Source organism: Paracoccus nototheniae (assembly GCF_004335005.1).
Classification (GTDB): domain Bacteria; phylum Pseudomonadota; class Alphaproteobacteria; order Rhodobacterales; family Rhodobacteraceae; genus Paracoccus; species Paracoccus nototheniae.
In genome coordinates, this window is sequence record NZ_RQRT01000106.1 from 1 (window position 1) to 8027 (window position 8027).

The 8027-nt window shown below is 56.6% G+C and carries 9 protein-coding genes; all 9 read right to left on the reverse strand.

Annotated elements, in window-relative coordinates:
* Positions 1–482 precede the first annotated feature (482 nt).
* Positions 483–1754, reverse strand: coding sequence for a MobV family relaxase (gene mobV, locus EG885_RS20870; protein WP_131578515.1), 1272 nt, complete (start codon positions 1752–1754; stop codon positions 483–485).
* Positions 1755–2027: 273 nt separating this feature from the next.
* Positions 2028–3398, reverse strand: a complete 1371-nt coding sequence (gene chrA / locus EG885_RS20875) for a chromate efflux transporter (protein WP_379107662.1) — start codon at positions 3396–3398, stop codon at positions 2028–2030.
* Positions 3395–4213: a chromate resistance protein ChrB domain-containing protein gene (locus EG885_RS20880; RefSeq protein WP_131578517.1), complete on the reverse strand. Its 819-nt coding sequence runs from the start codon at positions 4211–4213 to the stop codon at positions 3395–3397. Before EG885_RS20880 ends, chrA begins: the two co-directional genes overlap by 4 nt.
* A 269-nt stretch (positions 4214–4482) precedes the next feature.
* Positions 4483–4767, reverse strand: coding sequence for a hypothetical protein (locus EG885_RS20885; RefSeq protein WP_131578519.1), 285 nt, complete (start codon positions 4765–4767; stop codon positions 4483–4485).
* 88 nt (positions 4768–4855) lie between these two features.
* Positions 4856–5287, reverse strand: a complete 432-nt coding sequence (locus EG885_RS20890; RefSeq protein WP_131578521.1) for a hypothetical protein — start codon at positions 5285–5287, stop codon at positions 4856–4858.
* Positions 5288–5380: 93 nt separating this feature from the next.
* On the reverse strand, positions 5381–6451 hold the full coding sequence (locus EG885_RS20895; protein ID WP_131578523.1) for a RelA/SpoT domain-containing protein: 1071 nt from the start codon (positions 6449–6451) through the stop codon (positions 5381–5383).
* A gap of 198 nt (positions 6452–6649) precedes the next feature.
* Complete coding sequence (locus EG885_RS20905; protein ID WP_207392365.1) at positions 6650–6796, reverse strand: CopG family antitoxin; 147 nt, start codon at positions 6794–6796, stop codon at positions 6650–6652.
* Between the two features lie 108 nt (positions 6797–6904).
* The gene (locus EG885_RS20910) at positions 6905–7300 is read right to left on the reverse strand and encodes a MerR family transcriptional regulator (protein ID WP_131578525.1); all 396 of its coding nucleotides are present in this window, start codon (positions 7298–7300) and stop codon (positions 6905–6907) included.
* Between the two features lie 61 nt (positions 7301–7361).
* Positions 7362–7910 carry a helix-turn-helix domain-containing protein gene (locus tag EG885_RS20915; protein ID WP_131578527.1) on the reverse strand — a complete coding sequence of 183 codons (549 nt, stop codon included), beginning with the start codon at positions 7908–7910 and terminating at the stop codon, positions 7362–7364.
* Positions 7911–8027: the final 117 nt, after the last annotated feature.

Sequence of the window (8027 nt, forward strand, 5' to 3'; positions counted from 1 at the left end):
GGTTAGACATCGGGCAGTTCACCTCCAATAATTGGAAGTAAGCTGACGCGCGACTGGCAACATGTCAATTCCAAAAACTGGAAATTGACATGCAGGTCCCTGGAAGCACACTGCCGCACCCCCGGCAGTCTAGACTGCCGCACCCCCGGCAATAGCTATTGCCGGGGGTGCCTTTTTTTGTTTAATTATTACAATTGCTTATTTTTTCCCCTTCTAATGATCTACAGGGAACAACCGGGACGGGCCGTGTCGGGCGAAGCAGCCCACTAGGGAGCAAGCGCCGACCGGCGCGGACTGGCCCGGTTTTTACCTGTCAGCGAGGTTTCGACTTTGGTTTACGGTCGTGGGGTGCGGGACGCATCAGCGAGAACCACGCGGGAATGGGGATGATCAGGCAAGAAGGGGAAAGGGTTATCCACAAGGGCGGCATGTGACCGCGTTTGTGGCGCCTTCGGCACCGTCAGGATTTGCTGGGGAATGGGTCAGCCCCAATCCGATCCGCTGTCCTGCCCACGCTCCCGCGTCTTGCGGGCCTCGCGTTCCTGCATGAACTCTGTCGCCTGCTGGCGGGACCGTTCCGCCTGGCGCAGGCCATTGAGGATGGCATCGGCTTCCTGTCGATCAGTGCCGGCCAGACGCGGGCCGCCCACGGCATCGAAGTCGCGCCAGGGCAGGGCATAGCTGCCGTCCTTCAGCTCGATGACAGCAATGCCGGTATGGTTCAGGGCCGCCTTTGTGGCTTGAGCCTGCATGTCCGAGAAATGAGAGGCGTGGCGGTTGTGAAACCTTGCCATGTCGCGGAGCAGGTCCTGCTTGTCGTCTTCGGTGACGCCCTCGATCTGCGGGATCTGAAGCGCCGTCAGGACCAGCTTGTTTGCGGCCTCGGACACGGCCCGTTCCCGTGCCAGTTCGGTCTGGGTCTGGCCCAGAACCGCCTCCGTGGCCTCCATCTCGCGGCGCAGGGTGCCGGACGCCTCGGTCAGATGGGCGGTAAGATGCGCCAGACGCTCTGTAGCGGCCCGTGAGGCGCGTTCCTGCCATTCGCGGTCACTCTCCCCGCCCAAACCCATTACAGCGCCTCTACGGCGCTCTGGGAGGCTGAAATCGGCCTCTACGGGAGTGGAGGCCCGCCCGTAGTATTCCTGGATGGTCTGATGCGTGGCCCGACTGCGTTCCTGACCCCGTTCGAGGCCGAACGGTTGACCAACATTGCAGGCGAAGTCTGTCTGCATCTGGCGGAGCTTGTCCTTGCCGCCGACCAGCTCGCGGGCGTTCAGCTTGCCGCGGGCGTCGAGGGGGATCACCAGGACCTGCATGTGCGGGGTGGTCTCGTCGCGGTGCACAACGGCCGACAGGACGTTCTCGGCACCGTGGCGGTCCTTGAGCCAGTCCAGGGCACGGCGGAAGTAGTTGTTCTGCTCGTCCCGGCCCATGGCATGGACCTTCTCGGGCGATCCGCCGACGAAGTACTCAAGGGCGTGGACGGCGTTCTTGCGGATCTTCTCGGGGGCGCGGGCGTCCCAGGCTTCCATGACGCCCTGGGCGGTGCCGGGGCCCTTGAGCACCAGGTTCTCGCTCATGCGGGACTGATCGGCGTTCGGGGTCTCTCGTTCGCGGTAGTTGTGGCCGAGGGTTGCGCCCAGATGCCCTTTGGTCTTGATTTTGCCCACGCGGAGGATGGCGAAGCTCCTGGGCGGGCGCGATCCGCTGCGCACCTGCATGCCCTTGCTGAAGTCTGTCACCACATCCGACATGTCGCGCCCCCATTTGAGAAAAATGTGCACTCACTAGACAATTTGTCCTGCGTCCAAATTATACCGTTCGCCCCTACCGGGGGAAGGGCACATTTTTCTCAAATGGATCAGCCGTCGCGCCCAGGGCAAGAGAAGCCGCCTGCGGCGGCTCGATCCCCGGCCCTTGCCAGCCTTGCGGGGGCGCTGCGGGCCGGGGATCGAGGGGCGTGGAGAGTGTAAAAAATTACACTTCCATTTCTTGCCATAGAACACTCACCACCGAGGAGAGCCTTTTCAAACGATCCCTGCCAATCGTAGGGCCAGCCCGCCAAAGGCACAGATCGCCAGCACAGTGACGGCGCCCAGCTTCAAGCGGAACACGGCCAGAATGGCGACGATGACCAGCGCCAGCGCGGCGACGTCCAAGGTTCCCCAGACCGGCAGGTCCATATCCAGCCCAAGGCTGGTGACAGGACGCAGCTGGCCGAACAGCACGTGTAGCCCGAACCACAGCGCCAAGTTCAAGATCACCCCCACCACCGCCGCCGTCACCGCCGTCAGCGCCGCCGTCAGGGCGTGGTTGTCGCGCAGGCGTTCGATGAAGGGCGCGCCCAGGAAGATCCACAGAAAGCAGGGCAGGAACGTGACCCACGTGGTCAGCAGCCCGCCCAGTGTCGCGGCCAGCAGCGGCGGCATACCGCCCGCTTCGCGCAGCGCCCCCATGAAGCCCACGAACTGGGTCACCATGATCAGCGGCCCCGGCGTGGTCTCGGCCATGCCCAGCCCGTCCAGCATCTCTCCGGGGACCAGCCAGCCATAGGTCTCGACCGCCTGCTGGGCGACATAGGCCAGCACGGCATAGGCTCCGCCGAAGGTCACCACCGCCATCACGCTGAAGAACCCGGCGATCTGCGAGAACACGTTTTCCGGGCCGAGGATCAGGAACAGCGCTGCCACGGGCAGCAGCCACAGCCCCAGAAACACCGCCGATATGCGCGCCGCCCACCCGGCGCTGACACGGGTATGGTCGGGCGTGCCCTCACCTAGCAGGGTGTCTGCATCGGCCACTTGGGTGCCGCCCATCTTGCCATGCCCGCCGCCGCCTTGGAACGCCGCCAGACCCGCACGGGCGCCGACGAAGCCCACCAACGCTGCCGTGAGGATGATGATTGGAAACGGCACGCCAAAGGCGAAGATCGCTAGGAACGAGGCCGCTGCGATGCCGATCATCGTGCGGTTCTTCAGCGCCCGCGACCCGATGCGGATCACCGCCTGCACGACGATTGCCAGCACCGCGGCCTTGAGGCCGAAGAACAGCCCCTCCAGCACGCCGGTATTGCCCCAGATCGCATAGACCCACGACAGGCTCATGATCGCCACGACGCCGGGCAGCACGAACAGCAACCCGGCGATGATGCCGCCAAGCGTCCGGTGCATCAGCCAGCCGATATAGACGGCCAGCTGCATGGCCTCGGGGCCGGGCAGCAGCATGCAGTAATTCAGAGCGTGCAGGAACCGCCGCTCGCCCAGCCATTTCTGTTCCTCGACCAGAATGCGGTGCATCAGGGCGATCTGGCCCGCGGGGCCGCCGAAACTCAGCAGGCCGATCCGCGCCCAGACACGGGTGGCCTCGGCCAAGGTCGGATAGGGGCGGGTCTGCATCATTCTGCCCTCGGCTTGTTGGTGGGCCAGTTGTGGGTCTCGCCGGTCGCGTCACGCGCCCACCGATAGAGCGCGTCATAGACCAGCATCCCCGCCTCCAACTGTTCCAGATCGTCGGCATACATGCGTGACAGGCCAAGGGAGACGGCAAGCAGCCCCGCTGCTTCGGGCGCCAGGTCCAGCCGTGCCGTATCGGCAGCCCGAACGATCACGGCCAATCGGTCCAGAGCCGGAACGGACAGGCCCAGCTCAGCCAGCATCACGTCGAAACTGCACAGATCGCCCCTGTGGCTGAAGAAGACGTCCTCGATGTCGAAGGGCGCGGCCTCATGGCGCTCGGCGACACCTGAGACTTCGGCCGGGGCCACGAACAGGATCACTGCGCGGGGATCGACGAAGCGGCGGATCAGCCAGGGGCAGGCAATGCGGTCGATCTTGGGTCGTGCGCGGGTGACCCAGACCGTGCGGCCCTGCCCGTCGCGTGGGGGGAGGTGGTCTGTCTGGATCAGCGGCAGACCCGCCTCTCGCCACGCGACAAAACCACCATCAAGATATTCGGCCTGGCGACCTTCGGCGCGCAGCCATGCCGCAGCGCCCTGACTGCGGCGATGACCCGCCTGGCAGAGCACCAGCACGGGACCCGGCGGCAGCGGCGGCAGATTGGCAAGTTCGCGGTCATCCGCACGGATGGACCCCGGCACCAGCCGTGGATCGGTGGCAAAATCGGTTTCGGACCGGACATCCAGAATGACCGGGGCGCGGGGCGTGCCGATGATCCGGGCAAGCTTATCAGTGGAAATTGCGTTGGGTGCAGGCATGGGCGTTCCTCCCGTGAAGGTTTCAGTGGAACGCGAACTTCGGCTGACGCCTCGTGGGGCGGTCGCAGGCCCCATGGGTCGGAAATAGATTGTGGCGGATGGCAAGGTCAAGCAGGCAGCTCCTCAGCAAGCCTGTCCCCGGAGCCCTTGAACGCACAACCCCGGCGCGATCACTCGCACCGGGGTTGTCTGCCGCATAAAACCGAATATCGCCGGGGACGCGCCCGGAGGTTGAACGGGGGCGGCTACGGGCCGTGATGTGGAGGTGGCTAAGTGCGAGCTTCAATCCATTCCCATGTAGGTTTTGCTAGCCACCCTTGATACTGGCCAGAATTAATTCTTGATACAAAAAGCCTGTCATTATTATCCAATTTTTGCTTCAGGTAGTCCGTTATTGTATTCGCGTCCTGAGTTGTTTGTATAAACCAAACTGAATCTAAGCCTCCGTCTTTGCAATGGGGGTATTTTTCAAGATGCGATATAAAAGCCGTCCGCGCTGCTGAATAATTGCTTTTTTCTTTATTTAGATCCCAAGTAACGACATATACGGTCATTTTTAAATCCTTGTAAACATTAAGCGGGTGCTAATCAGCATGCATACACAACGAAAAATTGCAACCTAAACGAGTTTTTAGATATTTTCTATAGCCGCGTCTTTCCCCGGTAGACAAACATGGACCACCGGAACGCATCCCGACGCATCTCTAGCACTAAATCATTTTGTGCCTTAGCAAGAGCTTGGAATTCCGGTGCTTCCGGTGGGGAATGAGGGCCAAGGGCTGAGTGGGCCGTCCAATAACTGGTAAACATAGCTAGGTAAGCCTTTATTACAGGCTGATCTGCATATAATAGTAATTTAGGAAGCTTATCATGTGCTGGCTTTAGAGCGCTCTCTAAGCTAGCATCGTCAATGTTTGTGTAGGTTATTTGAAGGGAGGGAAGAGCTGAAAGAAGTTCTTCATAAATACGACGTTTATCCGACAAGATACGTTCTGTTTCTGCGTAAAACTTACCCAGCACAAACCCAAATGCTGCGACCATGATACTACCGATAAATGTAATCATACCTATCATCAGAAGCTCCTGCTCTACTAGGATTTAAACACGCTAAACGGAACAAGAAATAATCCAATATCGCAATATAATACATGAAATTAAGTAAGCAATCTAAGTGTGCCACAGGTCAATCTCATGACTTCCCCTAATAGATAACAGAGCCTCATCAAGCAAAGCGACAAAATCTGCTGTATCTTCGAAATAGTTACGAAATGCCTCTCTAATATGGTATGGAGTCTTCGCGCCGACGAGAACAGCATTAAGCGTTTCAGGCATAGATTCGATTCTAGATATTTCTCTCAGAGCGCGCGGGAAGCTTGAAAAGGGATGAACGACAAGTTCTCCGCTGTGTGTCCTTTGCAAGATACTATTCTTTTCTAAAGGTTTATAGTTAACTGCAACTTGAAGTCCATGAATCATAGTTACTGTATGCGTGCTATTTTCAAGTTCTGTGAAGCGTTTTACCAGTTCAGTATCAGATTTTTCCTTGAGGCACCCAAAGGCGTTTTCATGAACTCTTGCAAACATTTCGCTTACAATTAAAAATTGCTCATATGCCGGATTTTGAGAAGACTGAAATTTGAATCTAGCTAGCTGCGTATCGTCATAAATTTCAACAGCAGTAGCCCAGGCGTGTTGAATAGCGGTTCGGAGCTGAACTTCAAATTTCAAACCGTTCCAAGCTGATCCACTTTTTGATCCAACTTGTCTTTCCATTACTTCATGGATGCCGCGGTATCCTGATGCTTTTGGACTCGATATATAGTCAAATTTATTATCTTCGTGGAGAATCTTATGTTGAGCTTTCGAGATCCTCATCTGACTTCTAAAATCTGATATTTCGTCAATAGATCGAAATATAGCCCGCACACCTGCTATATCATGCATTGTGGAAAGATCGTGTGACCTTCCACTAGTTAGTTTATCAATAACTGTATCGTATCTTTTTAATCTTTGCCCTACGATCGGACGTTGTAGCTTGTCGAGTCTGCGCAGCCAAGCCTGAGCAGTGTTCAATACTGCCCCATGAGACGTCCTCCAATTTTCTATAATGTCAAACTCTTCTCGAGATATGTTTATACCCCATGCAATAATACCGTTATTTTCCTCGTATGCTTTGACAATTCTTTTTCCAGCTGTTCTGACCCTATTTTTAGAGTTCAAAGGGGTTGGCCATGCCATCTTTATTATCCACAATGATTAGTTGGGAGTTTTTAAGTCGCGTAAATGCGCAGAAGTAATGAATATATGAGCACAGGAAAGGCTATGCTTTTTACGTAGCCGGCCGCCCTTGGCCCCGTTCTGCCGTGCGGCCGCTGCCTTAGCAGTAGTAGTTGCCCTGCCACCTGCTGCGCCAAGCTGCGCGGCCAGGCACATTTTCTACGAAACGGCCTTCGGCTCGATCTCAAAGTGCATGGGCGTGAAGCGCGACAGGTCGTACTCGGACAGATCCGTCATCTCAACGAAGTCTTCCGCCTCGGCATCGCTGTTCAGCTGCGGCAGGGGCTTAGGATGGGCGCTCATCATGTGCGATCTCCTTTTGGTGCGTGCAGCTGGCACTGGTAGACGGTTCCTTTAACCTGTGGCTAGTTCCAAAACCTTGCATGTGAGAGCAATGCGTAGCGTTCCAAGGCTCTAGAACGGCCACCATCGACGGCGCTTCTCTAGCGGCTGTGCGACTGGTGCAGCCTCTTGGTTAGCAAGAAGACTAGTGGCCTGCTGCCGCCACCTATCCCGATCCTCCTTCAAATCAGCAACAGCCTCACGTTCTCTTTCAAGAAGCTGCTGCAACAGGCTGATGCGGCTGCTCAAATCATCTGAAACTACCGTTCTATCCTGTTCTTTCCCGCGTTCCTGTTTCGCGTTCTCAGATGGTTCAGGGAACGCCCTGTATAGTTCGGCCGGGTTGATAGAAAATGTGCCGTCTTCATTTCTTGTAGCACTCAAACGTCCAGTTTTTATGGCTCTATTGAGGGTGGATTTGCTTTTCCCTAGTGCTTTAGCTGCTTGGGAAAGGGTTAGACCCGTCATTGAACGCCCCCGGTTGCGTGGTGCACCAAAATAGCCGTTCTTTCTGGAACGCAGAACGGCATCATCGTTCCTTCAGTTTGGTAGGCAAATCAGGTTCAAGTCCATCGAAGAACGGTTGCGAAACAGGAGGCAGGCCATCACCAGATGGGAGCTGCTGTTCTCCAGCGAAGGCACTTGGCAGTCGCCGTAGAGGCTCTTGGTTGTCTAGGTGATCAGCATCGGGTTGTTCATCGTCAGACAGGATGACGGCAGCTGAAAAGAGGCTGTAGCGGATACCGTCGCGTTTGCCCGACCAAGCTACGCGGTCGTTTATGATGTGAGCATTAACAGTGCCACGCCCGCCAATCTGACGAATTTCCAGCCAGTTATCAGTAGTCAGAAGTTTGAGAGCATCGCGGACCCCGCGTTCTGATCCTTCTACTAGTCGAGCCAAGTTTTTTTGGCTGATTACTACAGCATTGTGCGTATCTACACGTGCGGTGAGGACGTGCATGATTTGAGCTGCCAGAGGACTTTTTCGGATCAACTTTGCCCAAGCTTCATGGGCTTTCCTCTCCGTTTGCACCCATTGTCCTTTTGGGGCCTTTTCTAGAGCTTGCAGGTTAGACATCGGGCAGTTCACCTCCAATAATTGGAAGTAAGCTGACGCGCGACTGGCAACATGTCAATTCCAAAAACTGGAAATTGACATGCAGGTCCCTGGAAGCACACTGCCGCACCCCCGGCA

Bases quoted from the DNA above. Each gene is read 5' to 3' on its own strand.
- mobV (WP_131578515.1), bottom strand. From the start codon at position 1,754: ATGTCGGATGTGGTGACAGACTTCAGCAAGGGCATGCAGGTGCGCAGC.
- chrA (WP_379107662.1), bottom strand. From the start codon at position 3,398: ATGATGCAGACCCGCCCCTATCCGACCTTGGCCGAGGCCACCCGTGTC.
- EG885_RS20880 (WP_131578517.1), bottom strand. From the start codon at position 4,213: ATGCCTGCACCCAACGCAATTTCCACTGATAAGCTTGCCCGGATCATC.
- EG885_RS20885 (WP_131578519.1), bottom strand. From the start codon at position 4,767: ATGACCGTATATGTCGTTACTTGGGATCTAAATAAAGAAAAAAGCAAT.
- EG885_RS20890 (WP_131578521.1), bottom strand. From the start codon at position 5,287: ATGATAGGTATGATTACATTTATCGGTAGTATCATGGTCGCAGCATTT.
- EG885_RS20895 (WP_131578523.1), bottom strand. From the start codon at position 6,451: ATGGCATGGCCAACCCCTTTGAACTCTAAAAATAGGGTCAGAACAGCT.
- EG885_RS20905 (WP_207392365.1), bottom strand. From the start codon at position 6,796: ATGATGAGCGCCCATCCTAAGCCCCTGCCGCAGCTGAACAGCGATGCC.
- EG885_RS20910 (WP_131578525.1), bottom strand. From the start codon at position 7,300: ATGACGGGTCTAACCCTTTCCCAAGCAGCTAAAGCACTAGGGAAAAGC.
- EG885_RS20915 (WP_131578527.1), bottom strand. From the start codon at position 7,910: ATGTCTAACCTGCAAGCTCTAGAAAAGGCCCCAAAAGGACAATGGGTG.